Here is a 17,817-nt window from a genome sequence, read left to right as displayed (position 1 = left end):
GTCGCCATTTTAGGCTTCCGGGTTTTATAGTATTAAATGTCTTACATCGGGATTTTCAATTTTAAGCCAATCGGAAGTAATTTCGATAAACTCTCCCAATCCTCCTGTAGTATAGAAGATTGGTTTTTTATGTTCAACAAGGTTGTTTGCAATACCAAGCTCGGACAAAGTCCTCTTGACATCCTTGACTGTTTCATTAGCCGAGGATACAATTGTCACCCCGCTTGGTAATTGCTCTTGAATATGATTATGCAGAAGAGGATAATGCGTGCATCCCAAAATCGCCGTATCAAAATCCAAATGAGCGATTGGCTCCAAGGTTTTTTTCATGATCGGGCGAATATCGGTTTGTTTATATTGACCACTTTCAACAAGAGGAACAAATTCTGGACAAGCGAGGGGGTAGACTACTGTTTCTGCAGAGATTGCAGAGATTGCATGTTCATATGCCCTGCTTTTAATGGTTCCAACCGTTCCTAAAACAACTATTCTTCGGGTTGGCGAAACTTGAGAAGCAGCCCTTGCTCCCGGTTCGATAACACCTAATACAGGAAAAGGGAACCGATTTCGCAAATCGTCCAGTGCAACTGCGGTTGCAGTATTGCATGCAACAACGAGCATCTTAATCCCCATATCAGAAAGTGCCAAAGCCATCTCCATTGTGAATCTTTTCACTTCTTCAACTGAACGTGGCCCGTACGGACACCGCGCATCATCGCCAATATAAATTATTTTTTCCTCAGGTAAAAAACTCATCATTTCCTTTACGACGGTTAAACCGCCAACACCGGAATCGATAACCCCGATTGGAGCATTATTCGAGATATTCAATCCTTGATCATCTCTTTATGCAATTTAGTTAACAATCGGGAGAACTCGATGATTTCTACTTCGGAAAAATCTTCTAACACGTTATTCAAGTAGTGTCTACGTTTGTCAATTACTTCCTCAATCACACGCTCACCTTCAACCAATAAGTGGATGCGCACAACACGTCGATCCTGTTCATCACGAACTCGCTTAACAAGGTTATTGTTTTCCATTCGATCGACCAAGTCAGTCGTCGTACTGAACGCAAGATACATCTTATTGGATAGGTCACCAATGGTCATATCACCATGCTCAAATAACCATTGCAGCGCAATGAATTGAGGAGTGGTAATTGTATAATTACTTAAGATTTTACGGCCTTGTTGTTTAATTATCCCTGATATATATCGAAGTTCCTTTTCCATCCGGGCAATATTATTGGCACCGTCAATACTAACTCCATTGTTTTCTGCCACGTATACCAGCTCCCTGAAAACGAATTACTATCTACTCATTGTCACCTTTTTCTACATATAACGCAACTGTTTTACAGAGATTCGGTAGTATTTACTTAAATTACCAGGGGATTTCAACAATTTTGGTATACTCTTGGCTTCAACTTGGTGTTCATATTAAATCGAACAACAAGACAATGGTTTAATTCAGTGATAGTTCCCCTAATCGCAACAATTCGACAATCGCTTGTGCCCTTCCGGATACTCCTAATTTCTGAATGGTATTAGAAATATGATTCCGGACGGTTTTTTCGCTAATGCCGAGCCGTCCCGCGATTTCTTTCGTCGTGTGATCATCTACTAATAGATGAAAGATTTCTCGCTCCCTTGCTGTCAGCAACGAACGGTTTTTCATTTCTCCTGTCAAGACGCGCCCCCTCCTATCCACGTTCACTTTACAATATGTGAAGATGGTTTAGGCTGTGCCGGCTTGAGTACCAAAACTACAAGGAAAATGCAGTTTTTTGCTGACTTTCCCAAGGAACTGATTTGCCAGTTTTCCGATCAATTTGTACGAGTGTTCCTCTACCTGTAAAAACCAATTCATTGTTATTGTTTTTCGCCATATAATGAATATCTACCGAACTATTACCAACTGAAGCTGCTTTAACAAAAATCGACAATTTTTCATCAAAAAAGACTTGTTTCATATAATAGCATTGTAAATCCGCAACGACAGGAATAGTCGTTCCTTTTGGATCAAGCCAATCCGCCATACGCCCGACTTCCTTTAAAAATTCGATTCGGGCATATTCAAAATAAGTGAATGTCACTGTATTATTTAAATGCCCGTACATATCCGTTTCCGAAAAACGAACAGATACCGGTACTGAAAATGTAAATTCTTCAATCCATTTCTCCATATCCTCAATATATGAAATCCTCATCGTTACTGCTCCCCCTTTTAAATGAATGAACATTCATTCTTTTATTATATCAAATAGTTGGGTAGTATCCAATAGAATACCAAACCCGGCTAACGGATTTCATTTTCTACGACCGTGATTGGGTTCAGGTGTGCGAAGGGGCTTCATGAGCGCGTGGGGGACTTTCTTGGGCGCGGAACGGAGTTCTTGAGCGTGCGGAGGCACTTCTTGGGCGCGGAACGTAATCCTGAGCGCGCGGAGGCACTTCTTGAGCGCGGAACGGATTTCTTGAGCGCGCGCGGGCACTTCTTGGGCGCGGAACGTAAGTATTGAGCGCGCGGGGATCCGCTTTGGACGCAGGGCGGCTCGCTTTGGACGCGCGAGCCTTTTGTAATAAAAAAAACCGCCACAGAAAGTTGTTTTCAACTTTCTGTGGCAGTTTTAGTTTCTAATCAATCAACCATATGGTCGCTTCCGAAGAAGTTTTTAAACATTTGTACAGTTGTCGCGCGGTTCATCGCAGCGATTGAAGTTGTCAATGGAATGCCTTTCGGACATGCGACAACACAGTTTTGTGAGTTACCACATTCAGTGATACCGCCGTCTGACATGATTGTCGCAAGTCTTTCGTCTTTATTCATCGCGCCTGTTGGATGCGCATTGAATAGACGAACTTGTGACATTAATGCAGGACCGATGAAGTTAGACTTATCATTAACGTTTGGACATGCTTCAAGACAAACACCGCATGTCATACATTTAGACAATTCATATGCCCATTGACGCTTGCGTTCAGGCATACGTGGACCTTCACCAAGGTCATACGTTCCGTCAATTGGAACCCACGCTTTGATCCGTTTCAATGAGTCGAACATGAATTCACGATCGACAATAAGGTCACGGACAACAGGGAATGTTCTCATAGGCTCAAGTTTGATCGGTTGTGTCAACTGGTCAACTAAAGCTGTACATGATTGACGCGGACGCCCGTTAATAACCATTGAACATGCACCACATACTTCTTCAAGGCAGTTCATGTCCCAGTTTACGGGAGTCGTCTTGTCCCCTTTTGCGTTGACTGGGTTACGACGAATTTCCATCAACGCGGAAATTACGTTCATATTAGGTCTATAAGGGATTTCAAAACTTTCCCAGTATGGTTTTGAATCAGGTGTATCTTGACGTTGAATTTCAAACTTAACTGTTTTACTTGCAACTTGCTGATCTAAGACAGCTGTTTGCTCACTCATTTGTGTCAATCCTCCTTCTTCGCAGAATAGTCACGTTTACGAGGTGGAATCAAGGAAACATCTACTTCTTCATAAGAAAGGATCGGCGCAGATTTCCCGTCAAACTCTGCAATTGTCGTTTTCAAGAAGTTTTCATCATCACGTTCCGGGAACTCAGGTTTGTAATGCGCGCCACGGCTTTCATTACGGTTAAGCGCTCCGAGAGTGATAACACGAGCCAAGTACAGCATGTTTTTCAATTGACGTGTGAAAGTTGCACCTTGGTTCGACCATTGTTGTGTATCTGTAACACTAATATTTTCATAACGCTCAAGAAGCTCTTGGATTTTATCATCCGTTTGTTGAAGCTTGTCGTTATAACGAACAACCGTTACATTGTCAGTCATGATTTCGCCAAGTTCTCTATGAAGCATATAAGCATTCTCGGTTCCATCCATCTTCAACGTTGCTTCCCACTTCTGTTGCTCATCCTTAATAGCAGTATCGAAAATTGTGGATGGCAATTCGTCAGCAGTACGTTTTACGCCGCGCATATATTTAACAGCTTCCGGCCCCGCAACCATTCCACCATAAATAGCGGAAAGAAGTGAGTTAGCCCCGAGACGGTTCGCGCCGTGTTGAGAGTAGTCACATTCTCCAGCTGCAAACAGTCCAGGAATGCTTGTATGTTGTTCGTAGTCGACCCATAGTCCACCCATTGAATAGTGAACAGCCGGGAAGATTTTCATCGGCAACTTGCGTGGGTCATCACCTGTAAACTTCTCATAAATCTCGATGATTCCTCCAAGCTTGATATCAAGCTCGTGTGGATCCTTATGGGAAAGGTCGAGGTATACCATGTTTTCCCCGTTAACACCCAATTTTTGATTGACACACACATCGAAAATCTCACGCGTCGCAATATCACGCGGAACGAGGTTTCCGTAATCAGGATATTTTTCTTCAAGGAAGTACCAAGGTTTACCGTCTTTATATGTCCAAATTCGTCCACCTTCACCACGTGCTGATTCACTCATCAGACGAAGTTTATCGTCCCCAGGAATTGCAGTCGGGTGGATTTGAATGAATTCACCATTTGCATATTTAGCACCTTGCTGATAAACGATGGAAGCCGCTGAACCAGTGTTGATGACTGAGTTCGTAGATTTACCAAAGATAATTCCAGGTCCGCCTGTAGCCATGATGACCGCATCACCAGGGAATGCTTTGATTTCCATAGTTTTTAGATTTTGTGCTTTGATCCCACGGCAAATTCCTTCATCATCCATAATAATTCCGAGGAATTCCCAGTGTTCGTATTTCTGAACAAGTCCAGCGACTTCATGACGGCGAACTTGCTCATCCAATGCGTATAAGAGCTGTTGGCCAGTCGTTGCGCCAGCAAAAGCCGTTCGGTGATGTAACGTACCACCAAAGCGGCGGAAATCTAGTAAGCCTTCAGGTGTACGGTTGAACATAACACCCATTCGGTCCATCAAGTGAATAATTCCTGGTGCAGCTTCAGCCATCGCTTTAACAGGTGGTTGGTTCGCAAGGAAGTCTCCGCCGTAAACTGAGTCGTCAAAGTGGATTGCTGGAGAGTCACCTTCACCTTTTGTATTCACTGCGCCGTTAATGCCGCCTTGTGCACAAACGGAGTGGGAGCGTTTAACCGGAACGAGTGAGAATAAGTCAACCCCGACTCCTTCTTCCGCAGCTTTGATAGTTGCCATCAAGCCCGCAAGTCCGCCGCCGACGACAATCAATCTGCCTTTTGCCATTATATTTCACTCCTCAAATTTTACATGTTCTAAAAATTATCGTATACTATTCTGTTATTCAAACAACGAATGCTAATAAAGCTTGTACACCAATTACAGAAAGAACCAAGAAAGCGAGGATTGTTATGTATGTAACAATCGTTTGTGAGCGTGGAGATTGTGTGATTCCCCATGTGACAGCGAAAGACCAAAGTCCATTAGCCAAGTGGAATGTCGCAGCCAATACACCAGCGATATAAAACGCAAGCATGAATGGATTTGATAGAATGTTTTCCATCATATCGAAATTCACTTCTGCACCAAGTGCCTTTTGAATTCTTGTTTCATAAACATGCCAAGCAATGAATATAACCAAGAATACACCTGTCACACGTTGCAAGAAGAACATCCAGTTACGGAATGTTCCGTAGCGCTGAACATTATTTTTCGCAGTGAAAGCTATGTACACCCCATAAAAACCGTGGAACATTAACGGAATATAAATAATGAACCACTCCAGGAACAAGACAAATGGCAAGCTCCCCATGAAGTTGGATGCGGTATTGAATGCCTCTTCACCGCGCGTTGCAAAATGGTTGATAACCAAGTGCTGAGCTACGAATAACCCAACCGGAATAACTCCGAGCAAAGAATGCAGTCGGCGCAAGTAAAAATCTGATTCTCTCGACAAGTCTTTTACCCTCCCTTTTGAATGAGATATGACCGGAAAAGTCTTCACTTTTTGTACAAATGAGGAACGGTTACGGCATGTCTCTTCATGGTACAATATGATAACATGTCCATTGTACTCCTCGCTTTTGAGGAGGTCAAGGCGATGTGAACTTTTATCGACATCTTCAAAAGTTCATCAAATATTTGGACTTCCCCGAAAGGATTGCATGTTTTGGATAATCTTACATACGACACCCACACACGACTTGGATACGAAATCTTACGAGATCATGTCCTTCCCAAAATACTTGGCAAACATGAAGATGACATCCTTTACTGGGCAGGAAAAGACGTAGCAAGGAAATTCCCGATTTTTTCAGTCAACGAGCTGCCAGATTTCTTTATTGAAGCTGGATGGGGCACCCTTACTCCCTTCTCTGGTAAAACATCTAAAGACGAAGCTATTTTCATATTGAACCAAGAAGATCGGACTGTATTGGAAAAAAGGTCCTATCAACTTGAGGCTGGGTTCATTGCTGAACAGTTCCAGAAGCTTAACGGCTTCCTCACTGAATGTTATGGTGAAAAAGTTCCGAAAGAAAATCATATTCGATTTCAAGTGAAATGGGATCCAAAAACGAAAATTTGAATTAAGAAGGAGCTCATCTTTTGCGATGTAGCTCCTTTTACTCGTCCTTCTTGAAATACTGATTCACGGTTTCGGCAATTTTTAGGGGGAGACCTGCATCATTCAACTCATTTACTGAGGCTTCGCGGATTTTTTTCATTGAACCAAAATGCTTTAATAGAAGCTTTTTCCTTTTCGGACCCACACCCGGTAGCCCATCCAACGCGGAAGTCAATGTATTCGAATCCCTTCGTTGCCTATGGAACGTTATAACGAACCGATGTACTTCGTCCTGAATTCGCTGAAGCAGATAAAAAGCTTCGCTTGTTCGTTTCAATGGGACTACTTCAATAGGATTCCCATACAACAATTGTGCCGTCTGATGCTTTTCATCTTTAGCAAGTCCTGCTATCGGGATCGATAACCCCAATTCATCCTCAATAACTTCACGTGCAATCTCCATCTGTCCTTTACCACCGTCAATGATGATCAAATCTGGCAATGGGAGATTATCTCTTAACACTCTTACATACCGTCTTCTAATCACTTCGCGCATTGCACCATAATCATCATGGGCAGCGGCAGTCTTCGTTTTGTATTTCCGATAATCCTTGCGATTTGGTTTCCCATCTATGAAAGATACCATCGCAGATACCGGGTCAACACCACCCGTATGGGAGTTGTCAAATGCTTCAATTCGTAGAGGAGTGGCAATATGCATCGCCTTCCCGAGGTCATCACAAGCTCCGATTGTCCTTTGTTCTTGGCGTTCGATGAGCTGGAACTTTTCACTTAACGAAATTTCCGCATTTTTTATCGATAGTTTCACGAGATCCTTTTTCTTTCCCCGTTGAGGTATGAACACATTTACATTTAATAGCTGTTGGACAATTTCCCGATCAATGCCTTCGGGCAATAAAATCTCCCTTGGTGTCAAATGTCCTGACTTTCCATAAAACTGCCCGATAAAGGTCAGCATTTCCTCCTCCGGCTCCTGATAAAGCGGAAAAATCGAAACATCCCTTTCAATCAGTTTCCCTTGGCGGACGAAAAATACTTGGACGCACATCCAACCCTTTTCTACTGCATATCCAAAAACATCTCGGTCAGTGAAGTCATTCATCATCATTGTCTGTTTTTCCATGACGGCTTCTATATTTGCAATCTGGTCCCGAAATTCCTTTGCCCGCTCAAACTCTAAATTTTCCGCGGCGGCTGACATCTTTTCAGTCAAATCATTTTTCACATTTTTATAGCCGCCATTTAGGAATTTGCTAATATCATCAACCATTTCCTTATACGTTTCCTCAGAAACTTCGTTGACACAAGGGGCAAGGCATTGTCCCAAATGATAATAGAGGCATACTCTATCCGGTAATTGATGACATTTTCGATAGGGATATAGCCGATCTAATAGTTTTTTTGTTTCATGGGCCGCGGTCGCATTCGGGTAAGGGCCGAAATACTTCCCTTTATCCTTTTTCAATTGTCTTGTTACAATTAACTTCGGGTGACGTTCTGAGGTTATTTTCAAATAAGGGTATGTTTTATCATCTTTTAACATGATGTTATATTTCGGATCATATTGTTTGATCATATTTAGCTCAAGTATAAGTGCTTCTATATTGGATCCAGTAACGATATATTCAAAATCCTCGATTTCCCCGACAAGCCGTTGTGTCTTGGCATCATGGGTTCCGGTGAAATAGCTACGGACCCTGTTTTTCAGGATTTTTGCTTTACCCACATAAATGATTGTGCCTTGACGATCCTTCATCAAGTAACAGCCGGGTAAATCTGGCAATAAGGACAGTTTATTCTCAATTATTTCATTCATAGTTCTCACCTACTAAAAAACCGGGTTCCTGTAAAGGTTCCCGGTTTAAATAAAGTCTTACGCGTGTTTTTCGATCAATGATGCAAGTTGCTCTTTCGGTTGGAAACCTACAACTTTATCGACGATTTCTCCGTCCTTGAAAAGAACAAGAGTTGGAATCGACATGATTCCGTATTCGCCTGCAGTAGCTTGGTTTTCGTCAACGTCAACTTTAACGATAGTTGCTTTTCCGTTAAGGTCGCCGTCAAGCTCTTCCAATACTGGAGCGATCATTTTACAAGGTCCGCACCATGTTGCCCAAAAGTCAACAAGTACAAGTCCTTCTTTTGTTTGATCTTTAAAATCTTGGTCAGTCGCGTGAACTATAGCCATTAAAATCTTCCTCCTTTAGTAAATCAACTATGTCTGCATTATAGCATGACGGTGAAATGCGAGCGAAATATCTGCTTCTACTATTATAAGACTGTTCCCATGGAAGTGCCCCGACTTCCCATAGAACACGGTGGACTTCCCATTGAAGTGCATTGACTCCCCATAGAACGCGGTGGACTTCCCATTGAAGTGCCTCGACTTCCCATAGAACGCGGTGGACTTCCCATTGAGGTGCCTCGACTTCCCATAGAACTCGGCGGACTTCCTATAGGAGTGGCGGGACTTCCCATAGAACGCGGTGGACCTCCTATCGGAAAGTGCAACTAACCTAAAATGGGGAAAGAAAGACGCATCCGTTCTTGGTACAAGGATTACACTGGCCAAATAAAAAAGAGATGGCGCCATCCCTTTAATTATTTTGTTCAACAATCGCGCCCATTTGTGGAAATTACTCACCTGTAAATTCGTTCTTGTCTTTTCTGAAAAATGAAATTCATAGTTTTTTTCGTAGTATTGCCATTCCATCTATAAACATCAGCATAGTGATATAAAGCCCAAAAAACCCGCGCCCAATCCGCTTAGAAACGCCTGCAAATCATCCTTCCGCCATCTTGCTTTCTCTTATCATGTCCATCGCATACAAAAGATCCAAATCGTCATCTATATGCTTAGGTGTCCAAGGGATATAATGATCAGGTCGAACCCCTTTTCCGTGCAACGGATCGTTCGACGTCTTGTGGACGCGGCGGGACATCGGGTAGTAGAGTGAGTACATGTCATCCCATTCTTTGATGAGCAAATCGCTATAGTCATTGACGCCCATTGTGGCGCGTCCGATTACGGTAGTTTTGGAAGACTCCATGCAGATCTCCACAAAGTATTCAGCGGCACTTGCGCAATAGACATCCGTCATCACGATTACGTTCTAAGGGGAATCAGTACCTTCAAACTTTAAGGCTTCCGCCTCCAATTCATCCGAAAAGTCCATTGTCACAAAACCTTGACCGCGATATTTTTCACATTCTTCTTCAATCGAGTCAAAGAATTTCAGTGTCTCTTCATCAGTGATGTTTTTTCTCAGCTGCTGGCAGAGCTGGATGAACAGCTCCGAGTTTCGATCGGTATAATTTAACTCCTTCAACTCACCGTCCGTGCTCGGGTGTTCATCTGGTGGGAAAATGTATGGCAATAAGTTCGAAAAAGATTTTCCGTTTCCTCCATGATTGTTTCGTACGTCGATGATCAGATTTGTACATGCTTTCAGCTTTTCTTCATAGTTCTTCACGAAGTCCAGAGTCCCGTCAACTTTGACGAAGCTTGGTAAAGTGATCCGTAACGTCTCCTTATCAACTTCCTCCATCGAGGGTGCTAGCTTTTTGGAGGCGGGTTCGTAATCCTTCAAATCGAACTTTAAAAGTTCTCCGTTCTCATCCTCTATTTCAATGGATGATGAATAGGAGGTTTAGATTTGAAGGCAATAAAAAACGCGAAAAGAAGTGACCCATTTTTTTATTTTCTTATTGGTGTAATTTTAATTCCGGTATACTTGTTGGGAACCGAAATGATAAAAGTAATAGTTGCTATTACCCTTTTAATAAGCATACCAGTTTCAATATTAAGTGTTAATCGCTCACGTGTGAATATAATAACAACTGCTACCTTCACTTTCGGTTTGCTTTTTGGGCTCTTTTTATTAGTTTCTATTCGACATTTTATAACTAATATTTTTGTCTGATAGTTAACGAACAAGGGATGTAGAAGGACACCAAAGTCCGAACTGAGTTTTATTTTCGAAAAATATAAACTTTGTAGTGTTGAGAATCGTTTACTATGTAACGAAAGGAGTTGAAGCTGTGAACACTAAAAAAATAGAAGAAGTAATGTTTCAAAACTTGGAGTTTCTAATTCGGCTTGCTTATTATTACGTGAAGGATCTTCAAGTTGCAGAAGATATTGTACAGGAAGTCTTCATAAAGTTTTATAACAATAAAAGTAAGTATGAAAATCGAGGTGAATTAAAGGCTTTTCTAACAAAAATGACTGTTAATAAAAGTAAAGATTATTTAAAAAGCTGGGCTTATAGAAAAATCCAATTGCAAAACAAATTGTTTCTATCAGCATTTGAAATAATACATGATGAATTAGTTAGGATAGACGAACAAACAATAATCGCAGATGCAATCCTTGAATTGCCATTGAAACAACGCGAGGTCCTCATATACTATTATTTTCATGAAATGACGATTGTTGCAGTAGCAAGTCTTTTATCCATTCCAGAAAGTACAGTTAAAAGCAGATTAAGGCGTGGGAAAGAGATTTTAAGAAATCAACTAAAAGGAATTGAATGGGAGGTTCTGTTAAATGAATAAATTCATTCCTTCTGAAGTGAAGGATTTAACTGAGAGTAAAAAAAAGGTTATGCGAAATGTTTTAAATGATATTCAAAACAGACCACAAAAACCAAGACGTAATTGGAGATATGGAGTAATTACTGCTGTATTAACAATGAGTGCAATGTTTTTTGTCTTAAACGAAGTATTGACTGAAAATGAACCTTCTGTAGCCGAACAACCGTCTCCAACGGAACTAGACATAGATTTATCAAAACCAACAATCTCCGAAGAACAAGGCTTACTTTATCTTGACCGCGTAACGTTAGGTGACTCCCAATCAAAAGTAATCGAAGCGTTAGGCGACAATTTTATAATAGTGCAAGAGGATGGCAGTGATGCAGACTTTGTAATGGATTATGATGGCCAGGCGAAATTCTCTTTTATTGAAGATAAATTAAATTCGATAGTTTATGTCAATGTAAATGAAGCCTACTTTGATGAACTATTTAAAGATTATGCGGGATTTAAATTTGAATTTTTGCACATTAATGACGATCGTTTTTTCTACTCTATTGAGACCAATCAAATAATACAGGCTTCAACGGAGCCTGTTAAAGAAAATCTTATCGTAACACTATCCTTTGCGGAACCGCATTTGGAAAAAAAGGCAGAATATCTATATAAGACGGACCAGGAGATTAAAAGTCAACAAACTTCTACAACCGACTTGAATGTAGATTTAGCCAAACCTACATTCAAGGAAGAAGAAGGCTACTTATATATTCAAGGAGTAACATTAGGCGACTCACCATTAAAAGTAATTGAACGATTAAGTGTTAACTATATAATAGGTCAAACGGATGGAGGATTTGCATCTGATTTCCTCATAAATTATGATGGGGTAGCGAGGTTCCATTTTTATAATAATAAATTAAGTTCGATTGTATTAATAAAAGTAGATAAAGACTACTTTGAAGAATTGTTTACCCAATACGATGGATTTAAATTTATTTCTTCAGGGCCTGAAGATTATTACGATCGTATTATCTATTCAGAGAAAACGGCTCAAGGTATAAAAGCAACAACCCATGTTCCTAATAGCGACCTTTATTTATATATAAGTTATCCTGGTCCAGAATTATGGGATAATCCAGAAATGAAAAACATCCCTAATATCTGGAAAGAGTATAACGATAATTAATGTAAAAGGAAGACACTCCAAATTATTATGTACCCTTTGTAAATGACACTTTAATAAAGGCCTAAGCTACCCGGAAAAGATGATTTCTGTATTGTATAGGAAACATCTTTTCCGATGATTTCCAAAAAGTTGGCATTCAAAATTGGGACAAGCACCATTGGTTTTTTGTGGTAAAATTTCTTTCAATCCCTGTTGTACAAATTATTTTTTGTTCATGGTTCTTCATCTCTACATAATCTCGGTTGATTTTCACATTACACAAAAAGCACCCTATAGATAGCACTTTTTTTAAGTGTCTATTCTATAGGGTGAATTTAAAATAATGGATACCTTCCTTTTTGTGCTTAATTATTGAAATTCATAAGGGTTTGGATAACCTATTTCAATTAACTCTTCAGGCGTCATTTTTTCTAGTTCTTCTATTGGATAAAAATAAGGTTTCTCAAAAATTAATTCGACATCATATAACCCATAATTTTCATCTAATAATTCATGATTCTCCTCTATTAATGTAGTAATGCCACCACTATACCAGCTCATAGGGTTATGGGGAATAGATTTGGAAAAAACGCATTCAGGAGTAGCACAGTCTCTAGTTTCAAAATGTAAATGTACTCCAGTTACGTCCCCGCTTTTCCCCATAGTTCCAATAGTTGTCCCACCACTTACTGTTTCTCCAGTTCTAGTGTTAGCGTTTAGGCTATCTAAGTGAGCATAAACACTTTGAACATTTTTATAATTTATTTGATGTGAACCAACGTGGTCAATCATCACAACAAGTCCATAGCCTGACATTAAACCTGCCCGTGAAATTACTCCATTATGCATTGCTCTAACTGGATCGCCTGCAATTCCTTTACCCTGACTATCTTTCTTTAACGCAGCAATATCAATACCATTGTGCATTGTTAATTCCCCAGATATAGGGTGAATCCGCATTCCGAACCCTGAATTAATTTCCTTAGATGTGGTAGGCCAATAGATTGTAGAAGCAAAAACGGTACTACAAATTGAAAAAAACAAAAACAGCCCTAAAACGCTAAAAAGCACTTTCTTCATTTTACGACCTCCAATTTTGGTTTTTATTGGTATCCAATTCAAACTATATTATAATATTTCTATTTTACAAATATTTAAATATCAATCTACTATGCAGATATAGCTTGGTCTATATGCCTGAACTAATTTATGTAGTTATCAGGATTATCAAAGAAAAGGAATAGCACTAAGCAATGTGTCTTGTGTACATTTGGTAGCAACAACTGGGAATGAAGAGTTTTATCAAAATCTCGGTTTGAAAAAGGCCAAAACTGGAATGGCAAGATATTTAAGTGCTAATCTAAGCGATGCTTATCTAGAGTCAGTGGACTTTACGAATATAGAGCGCATACCTGAGATAAGGATTGCGTTATTTTTTGATCAATAGCGCTTGACTGCAAAAATTTATAAGTAACCAGAATGTTTAAAAGCTGAATAAAAGTAAAGATAAATTGGAAGTTTAAATGAAAAATTATATATGGGGGAAATTTAAAAGATAGTAACAGTCCGAACTTTGATGTCCAAATAGTTCGGGCTTTGGTGTCCTTATACACGGAAGGGGAACTTTTCTTTCATTTTTATTCTGTTTTTAAGTATAAGCTAAATTCAGACTAACCCTACTAAATGACAAACGACCAAACGCCTGAAACCCTTGATGTATATGGGTTTTGGGTGTTTTTTTGTTATTGCTATTGAAACGGAAGTTGCAACTAACCAGAAATGGGAAAATTAAGAACCCTTTTTCCTTGCTCACTACAGGGATTGCACTAGCCCAATTAAAAAGAGGCGGCGATTGCCACCCCTTTAATTATTTTTTTCAACAATCGCGCCCGTTTGTTATGTGCGTACTTTAAGAGATTTTCCTACTCCGAAAAGGACTGCTGCAATCAATATTACAGACAGAATAACTGCTAAACTACTTCCCTTTCCAAACAACGCTGTCAGAACAACATCAAATGAAGGAAGCCCTAAAGTGTATATTAACGGTAACGCAAACAAACGTCGCAGTAATTGCTACATAAAAATTAAGTTTTTCTTTTTATTCGTCACGAGATCGGTATTCAATGCGAGTTGAATATTCTGTATCTTTTATTTTATTTATGTGGTATTATGTATTTGTAATATTTAACAAATATAGGTAGTAAATATAAAAGGAGGAAAAAAATGAAGTCACTAAAAATTTTTGCAGCATCTGTAATACTTGCTACTACTACATCATTTTCAACAGTTTTTGCGGAAGATTTGGATGGAGTTAAAGAATTTCAGGAAAATTTACCGGATTGGTATTGGACTGCTGACAGAATTAATCCGAATAATCCTGATTTAGAAAACTTACCGCCTTCAAAAGTAGAATTTCAACTTAAAAACCTTGATGAAATTAGCACTTTAGGTGAAACAGCTTTGGTTGGGGGAACTGGTTCTTCGTATATAATGAACGAAGGTTCAGGTTACTATGCAATAAACGCTACTTACGCTGATACAATCGTTGTATTGTTTCAAGTTATCGGCACTTTATATAAACAACCAAAAGGTTCTACGGGATTAACTATTATAGATATAGCTTCTGAATCCAAATCTTATACAAAAGGAATGGTTGTAGCTGAAACTACATCTCCAAGTCAGCCTGTTGGAACTACAATGCTTACTGAAGGAGTACATTATATCAATATGCCATTAATCTCCGAGACTAAAGTAACCACTGATAAACTTGTAGTGAAATAGTTTTATTAACCATAAAGAGTTTTTCTTTATGGTTTTTTATATTTAATATTAAGAAGGGATGAATTCAAGTGAAAAACAAAAAATATTTTTTTGTTTTTATAGTAGCTATATCTCTAATCATAACCCTATATATGGTCTTTCAAGAGAAAGAAATTAAGAGGGATTCTATGAATAAAGAACCAAATATAACTACTGTAGAACGAACAGTTGAGGAACGAAGAGTTGAAGTGAATATAGACGAAAGGTTTGAAATAGATCGTGATCAATTAGCTTTTGAAACAAATAAAGAGGGACAGCTGCAAGCTACATATATATTAACCAATAATGTACAAAAAGAAGAAAAAAGAATAATGTATGCAATAATTGAGGAAGATATTTCACCACTTATGATGGAGATTAATGGTGAAAAAACCAGGTATCATATATTTACAGTTCCAAAACAAGGCGAAGTCAAAGTAGATTTTACTTTATCAGGATTGCCAAAAGGGAAGCACGTTGTGTATATATATAGTGAAAAGTATATTGATAATAAAACTTTCGATGAATTAGAAAAGGTACAATCACAAAAGATATTTGCACATAGTTATTTCTCACTATATGTACAAAATAATAATAATAATAATAATTTAGCTAAATTTGAAGATAGTTTTAAACCCGTTACAAAAATTGAAGAATCTCATGAAGGTGATATGATTTCTTTGTTTTTATACAAAGATCAGGAGTTGTCAACCGAAGTTAGTTCTATCGAGGAAAAAAAATATTATTTACTGATTAATAATTATCTGGAATTCGAATTGAAAGGGCATTTATATTTATTTTCAGATTATAATGCGGAAAAATTGGAACAAATTCTAGTACCAGCCAATTCCAAAGCGGTACTCCCGGTGAATCTAGAAAATCATAAAGCAAAAGAAAGTATTAGATTTATATTATTAGGGGAACCAACAGAAAAACCAGATACTCCGTTTCCAGTTAGATTAATGCACAATTCTATGCGTATACCCATTAAATAAAGGGTAACTTCAAACAGTTCAGCTTGTATAAGTGCTTTCGCTGTTTAGTATAAGCGCATGAAGAGGCGCAAACTGTACAAATAAAGGGGAGCTATTTAGAAAAAAACTGATCATCTTGCTAAAAACCCCTAGTTCTTATGTTGAATTAGGGGTTTCATTAAGTAAATAAATTAATTATCAAATACTCTAAAATCTAAAAACTGTATCATTTTTAACACTTCATTTGGCAAAAGTATGTTTATCAAAGCGTGCTCAATTACATGAACAGAGTTGCATTAACAGTAAAGCCTTACATTGACCATTTTCCTTATGCGTTGTCAGACCAATTCTGTGGAGATGAGACCTACATCCGCGTGAACGGCCGTTGGCACTATCTCTTTTTCTTCTTTGACGCAGCGAAGAAGGTTATTCTGTCCTATCGGACATCTCCTAATCGGGATACCCTTTCGGCGATAAGAGCATTGGACGGTATGTTCTCCAAAATGAAGTGATATAAACACGCCCGATTAATGAGAGTCTCGAACCTGGCTTTCGCATGATGTGTACTGCGAATTGATCTAAAGCCATAGCTGTGCTTATAAAACCTTGCTTCACAGATTGGCTCAAGCACTTGGAGAATACATTGTTGGAACAATCTGTCCCAAATAGTCGGAATCCCTAAAGGACGTGTTTTTCCGTTTGTCTTCGGGATATAAACCCGTCGAACAGCTTTGGGTACATAACGTTCAAACATTCGTTGTATCGTCGATACAACTTCCACCACGGACAATTGACTTATATCTTCAATCGTTAATTCATCATACCCTGCCGTACTACTGCCGGTATTTCGTTTAATATTACGATAAGCTAATCGAATGTTTTCATCGGATTGCATTAAATCGATTAATCCATAAAAATTTTGACCATTAGCACTTTGAGCATATAAAGAATCAAAATGGAACTGCATATCATAATACTCGTTGTGCCTCAGTTTCTTTCGTTTTAACAAGTCGGTGGCTCCTTCGGAGCTGAACCTCTATTAGTCTCACAAGAACCTCATTAATCGTTGAAGAACTGTCTTGCATGGTGAATGAATCTTTTAATAGTCTAGTGGCTATCCCTCCACGTTCATTACACGCTTCAATGGTACTGTGCCACCACTTTCACCGATATGAAGAAAAGTTATATAGTCGCTATTCTCACGACTATTTTCCTTTCCAACGCTTCACCGAGAGTAAGCTCTCCACGTTATCGGCTTACAACGTTGAGTTACATCTATTATGGAACAAACTTAGGTGCTTCCTATGAGCCTGTTAGCATCACATGTGCCTATAACACAAGATGGATTTTTATATAGTCAATTCTTACTCATCCACAGCTAACCCTACATTTGGTAGTAAATACATTTCTATATAATGTGCTTGTAGACCCGTACATTCAGAAGTTCGTCAGCAATACAGTATCTTATTGTATTTACATTGCATTCTCACCATATCTGTTCAACCCAAGCACCATGATTTACACCACCCCATCGGGTAGGATTTCGTCAGCCGAACTGTTACGGTAAATTCTCACGCCTATTAGCCGAGCTTATAACACGCTGTTCCTTACTAAGCAGCGTGCTATTCGACGCAGGGGGAGCCTTTCAGAGCGTTACCTCATCATTCGACTCCTCGATATAACCCTTCAATTTTAGAAATCTAAAAACTGCCTGACCTTTACCGAAATTGTGTGACCACATTTCATTTGAGCCAGGAACATTTCGCACGAACTAAAGCACCCGTTAGTTAAATAAACGACAATTGCGCCCGTTTCGGAATATAGGAAAATTCATTAACCCTC

The 17,817-nt window shown here is 39.1% G+C and carries 18 protein-coding genes and 2 pseudogenes; 7 read left to right on the top strand and 13 right to left on the bottom strand.

Annotated features, from left to right (window positions below; genetic code table 11):
- Positions 1 to 24 precede the first annotated feature (24 nt).
- The 7 genes from racE to ACFPZG_RS11560 form a co-directional block, all read right to left on the bottom strand.
- Positions 25 to 831: a glutamate racemase gene (gene racE / locus ACFPZG_RS11590; RefSeq protein ID WP_317941130.1), complete on the bottom strand. Its 807-nt coding sequence runs from the start codon at positions 829 to 831 to the stop codon at positions 25 to 27.
- Positions 828 to 1,235, bottom strand: a complete 408-nt coding sequence (locus ACFPZG_RS11585; protein ID WP_283734666.1) for a MarR family winged helix-turn-helix transcriptional regulator — start codon at positions 1,233 to 1,235, stop codon at positions 828 to 830. The genes racE and ACFPZG_RS11585 overlap by 4 nt, the downstream gene beginning before the upstream one ends.
- Positions 1,236 to 1,467: 232 nt before the next feature.
- Positions 1,468 to 1,680, bottom strand: coding sequence for a helix-turn-helix domain-containing protein (locus tag ACFPZG_RS11580; RefSeq protein ID WP_283734667.1), 213 nt, complete (start codon positions 1,678 to 1,680; stop codon positions 1,468 to 1,470).
- 88 nt (positions 1,681 to 1,768) lie between these two features.
- Positions 1,769 to 2,212: an acyl-CoA thioesterase gene (locus ACFPZG_RS11575; protein ID WP_283732339.1), complete on the bottom strand. Its 444-nt coding sequence runs from the start codon at positions 2,210 to 2,212 to the stop codon at positions 1,769 to 1,771.
- Between the two features lie 431 nt (positions 2,213 to 2,643).
- Positions 2,644 to 3,441 carry a succinate dehydrogenase iron-sulfur subunit gene (sdhB, locus tag ACFPZG_RS11570; RefSeq protein WP_283732340.1) on the bottom strand — a complete coding sequence of 266 codons (798 nt, stop codon included), beginning with the start codon at positions 3,439 to 3,441 and terminating at the stop codon, positions 2,644 to 2,646.
- 5 nt (positions 3,442 to 3,446) lie between these two features.
- The gene (gene sdhA / locus ACFPZG_RS11565) at positions 3,447 to 5,201 is read right to left on the bottom strand and encodes a succinate dehydrogenase flavoprotein subunit (protein ID WP_317941131.1); all 1,755 of its coding nucleotides are present in this window, start codon (positions 5,199 to 5,201) and stop codon (positions 3,447 to 3,449) included.
- A gap of 58 nt (positions 5,202 to 5,259) precedes the next feature.
- A complete protein-coding gene (locus ACFPZG_RS11560) occupies positions 5,260 to 5,871 on the bottom strand; it encodes a succinate dehydrogenase cytochrome b558 subunit (protein ID WP_283732341.1) in 612 nt (203 codons plus the stop codon).
- 213 nt (positions 5,872 to 6,084) lie between these two features.
- Here ACFPZG_RS11560 and ACFPZG_RS11555 point away from each other — a divergent pair, with 213 nt between their 5' ends.
- Positions 6,085 to 6,501 (top strand): YslB family protein, encoded by a 417-nt coding sequence (locus tag ACFPZG_RS11555; protein WP_283732342.1) that lies wholly within the window; start codon positions 6,085 to 6,087, stop codon positions 6,499 to 6,501.
- Positions 6,502 to 6,538: 37 nt separating this feature from the next.
- On the opposite strand, the gene uvrC is transcribed toward ACFPZG_RS11555, so the two are convergent.
- From uvrC to ACFPZG_RS11535, 4 genes are all read right to left on the bottom strand, one after another.
- Positions 6,539 to 8,317 carry an excinuclease ABC subunit UvrC gene (gene uvrC, locus ACFPZG_RS11550; RefSeq protein WP_283732343.1) on the bottom strand — a complete coding sequence of 593 codons (1,779 nt, stop codon included), beginning with the start codon at positions 8,315 to 8,317 and terminating at the stop codon, positions 6,539 to 6,541.
- 57 nt (positions 8,318 to 8,374) lie between these two features.
- Positions 8,375 to 8,689 carry a thioredoxin gene (gene trxA, locus ACFPZG_RS11545; RefSeq protein ID WP_283732344.1) on the bottom strand — a complete coding sequence of 105 codons (315 nt, stop codon included), beginning with the start codon at positions 8,687 to 8,689 and terminating at the stop codon, positions 8,375 to 8,377.
- Between the two features lie 595 nt (positions 8,690 to 9,284).
- Entirely contained in the window at positions 9,285 to 9,602 is a 318-nt protein-coding gene (locus tag ACFPZG_RS11540; RefSeq protein ID WP_317941132.1) for a S41 family peptidase, read from the bottom strand.
- Positions 9,603 to 9,614: 12 nt separating this feature from the next.
- Positions 9,615 to 10,049, bottom strand: coding sequence for a S41 family peptidase (locus ACFPZG_RS11535; RefSeq protein WP_283732346.1), 435 nt, complete (start codon positions 10,047 to 10,049; stop codon positions 9,615 to 9,617).
- A gap of 108 nt (positions 10,050 to 10,157) precedes the next feature.
- Here ACFPZG_RS11535 and ACFPZG_RS11530 point away from each other — a divergent pair, with 108 nt between their 5' ends.
- The 3 genes from ACFPZG_RS11530 (at position 10,158) to ACFPZG_RS11520 (ending at position 12,223) form a co-directional block, all read left to right on the top strand.
- Complete coding sequence (locus ACFPZG_RS11530) at positions 10,158 to 10,424, top strand: hypothetical protein (RefSeq protein ID WP_283732347.1); 267 nt, start codon at positions 10,158 to 10,160, stop codon at positions 10,422 to 10,424.
- Positions 10,425 to 10,542: 118 nt separating this feature from the next.
- The gene (locus ACFPZG_RS11525; RefSeq protein WP_317941133.1) at positions 10,543 to 11,058 is read left to right on the top strand and encodes a sigma-70 family RNA polymerase sigma factor; all 516 of its coding nucleotides are present in this window, start codon (positions 10,543 to 10,545) and stop codon (positions 11,056 to 11,058) included.
- On the top strand, positions 11,051 to 12,223 hold the full coding sequence (locus ACFPZG_RS11520) for a hypothetical protein (protein WP_283732349.1): 1,173 nt from the start codon (positions 11,051 to 11,053) through the stop codon (positions 12,221 to 12,223). The genes ACFPZG_RS11525 and ACFPZG_RS11520 overlap by 8 nt, the downstream gene beginning before the upstream one ends.
- A 348-nt stretch (positions 12,224 to 12,571) precedes the next feature.
- On the opposite strand, the gene ACFPZG_RS11515 is transcribed toward ACFPZG_RS11520, so the two are convergent.
- Positions 12,572 to 13,282: a M23 family metallopeptidase gene (locus ACFPZG_RS11515; RefSeq protein ID WP_283732350.1), complete on the bottom strand. Its 711-nt coding sequence runs from the start codon at positions 13,280 to 13,282 to the stop codon at positions 12,572 to 12,574.
- 1,143 nt (positions 13,283 to 14,425) lie between these two features.
- Between ACFPZG_RS11515 and ACFPZG_RS11510 the strand changes: the two genes are divergently transcribed.
- From ACFPZG_RS11510 to ACFPZG_RS11500, 3 genes and pseudogenes are all read left to right on the top strand, one after another.
- The gene (locus ACFPZG_RS11510) at positions 14,426 to 14,983 is read left to right on the top strand and encodes a hypothetical protein (protein WP_283732351.1); all 558 of its coding nucleotides are present in this window, start codon (positions 14,426 to 14,428) and stop codon (positions 14,981 to 14,983) included.
- 68 nt (positions 14,984 to 15,051) lie between these two features.
- Entirely contained in the window at positions 15,052 to 15,996 is a 945-nt protein-coding gene (locus ACFPZG_RS11505; protein ID WP_283732352.1) for a hypothetical protein, read from the top strand.
- Between the two features lie 239 nt (positions 15,997 to 16,235).
- Positions 16,236 to 16,484, top strand: a pseudogene (locus tag ACFPZG_RS11500) (DDE-type integrase/transposase/recombinase); the annotation flags it as partial.
- Here the strand turns inward: ACFPZG_RS11500 and ACFPZG_RS11495 are convergent.
- Positions 16,478 to 16,984, bottom strand: a pseudogene (locus tag ACFPZG_RS11495) (group II intron reverse transcriptase/maturase); the annotation flags it as partial. The pseudogenes ACFPZG_RS11500 and ACFPZG_RS11495 overlap by 7 nt on opposite strands.
- Between the last annotated feature and the right edge of the window lie 833 nt (positions 16,985 to 17,817).

This window comes from Sporosarcina thermotolerans (assembly GCF_042658975.1).
GTDB lineage: Bacteria > Bacillota > Bacilli > Bacillales_A > Planococcaceae > Sporosarcina > Sporosarcina thermotolerans.
Note: the sequence above shows the minus strand (reverse complement) of the source record. Positions and strands in the feature narration are given on the sequence as shown.

Coding starts and splice junctions, on each gene's coding strand:
- ACFPZG_RS11585 (WP_283734666.1), bottom strand. CDS start 1,235: ATGGAAAAGGAACTTCGATATATATCAGGGATAATTAAACAACAAGGC.
- ACFPZG_RS11580 (WP_283734667.1), bottom strand. CDS start 1,680: ATGAAAAACCGTTCGTTGCTGACAGCAAGGGAGCGAGAAATCTTTCAT.
- ACFPZG_RS11575 (WP_283732339.1), bottom strand. CDS start 2,212: ATGAGGATTTCATATATTGAGGATATGGAGAAATGGATTGAAGAATTT.
- sdhB (WP_283732340.1), bottom strand. CDS start 3,441: ATGAGTGAGCAAACAGCTGTCTTAGATCAGCAAGTTGCAAGTAAAACA.
- sdhA (WP_317941131.1), bottom strand. CDS start 5,201: ATGGCAAAAGGCAGATTGATTGTCGTCGGCGGCGGACTTGCGGGCTTG.
- uvrC (WP_283732343.1), bottom strand. CDS start 8,317: ATGAATGAAATAATTGAGAATAAACTGTCCTTATTGCCAGATTTACCC.
- trxA (WP_283732344.1), bottom strand. CDS start 8,689: ATGGCTATAGTTCACGCGACTGACCAAGATTTTAAAGATCAAACAAAA.
- ACFPZG_RS11540 (WP_317941132.1), bottom strand. CDS start 9,602: ATGACGGATGTCTATTGCGCAAGTGCCGCTGAATACTTTGTGGAGATC.
- ACFPZG_RS11535 (WP_283732346.1), bottom strand. CDS start 10,049: ATGGAGGAAGTTGATAAGGAGACGTTACGGATCACTTTACCAAGCTTC.
- ACFPZG_RS11520 (WP_283732349.1), top strand. CDS start 11,051: ATGAATAAATTCATTCCTTCTGAAGTGAAGGATTTAACTGAGAGTAAA.
- ACFPZG_RS11515 (WP_283732350.1), bottom strand. CDS start 13,282: ATGAAGAAAGTGCTTTTTAGCGTTTTAGGGCTGTTTTTGTTTTTTTCA.
- ACFPZG_RS11510 (WP_283732351.1), top strand. CDS start 14,426: ATGAAGTCACTAAAAATTTTTGCAGCATCTGTAATACTTGCTACTACT.